Consider the following 736-nt stretch of genomic DNA (forward strand, 5'->3'; position numbering starts at 1 on the left):
TAACTGGGATCTGACTGACCCCGAATCATGGATAGGTATAGGGTTTCAGACAGATGAAAATGGCCTGAAATATGTAAACAAAATAAGAATAATATTATACCAAGACGAAGATATAGAGTGTACCCTGCCTTCCAGCCTTGGGAATCTGAAATATCTCAGTGAATTCGGTTTAGGAGGGATTCCTAATCTGAGAGGCTCACTCCCCGAATCTATATATAACTGCCCTATGCGCATAATGAAAATTGGCCAATGTCCTAAGTTTGAAGATAAGCTATCTCCTAAGATTGCCCAATGGAAAAATACATTGGTAGAACTGACTATAAACCAAACTTCTTTTTATGGAGAAGTTCCTAAGGAAATTGGAGAATGTCAGTTATTAGAATATTTATCTTTAAATAGTAATAAATTTTCAGGAACCATTCCGGCTGAGATTGTTAAAATCCCTTGCGGCACTATCTTTCTGCATCATAACGAATTCACTGGAATAGACTGGAGAATTTATACTGAGAATATCGGTTATGGAGATTTGCAATGTGCCTTCAATAATTTCACAGGTGAGATTCCACAGGAAGTGCTGGAATCAGAACGCTGGAACCGTTTCCATTCTTTCTATCCCTTCAACAAAGGGTATGGCTTTACAAATTATCCGCTAGATGAAAACCAATTACCGAAATAGTATGAGCAATACCAAAGAAAGGAGATGACATGAAAACACTAAAACAGCTGACCGTATTAG

General features: G+C 37.6%; 1 pseudogene. It reads left to right on the top strand.

The annotated features are described in order from the left end of the window. Window positions 1-676, top strand: a pseudogene (locus tag BACCOPRO_RS18185) (hypothetical protein); the annotation flags it as partial. Window positions 677-736: the final 60 nt, after the last annotated feature.

Origin of the sequence: Phocaeicola coprophilus DSM 18228 = JCM 13818, assembly GCF_000157915.1 — a bacterium.
GTDB classification, from domain to species: Bacteria; Bacteroidota; Bacteroidia; order Bacteroidales; family Bacteroidaceae; genus Phocaeicola; species Phocaeicola coprophilus.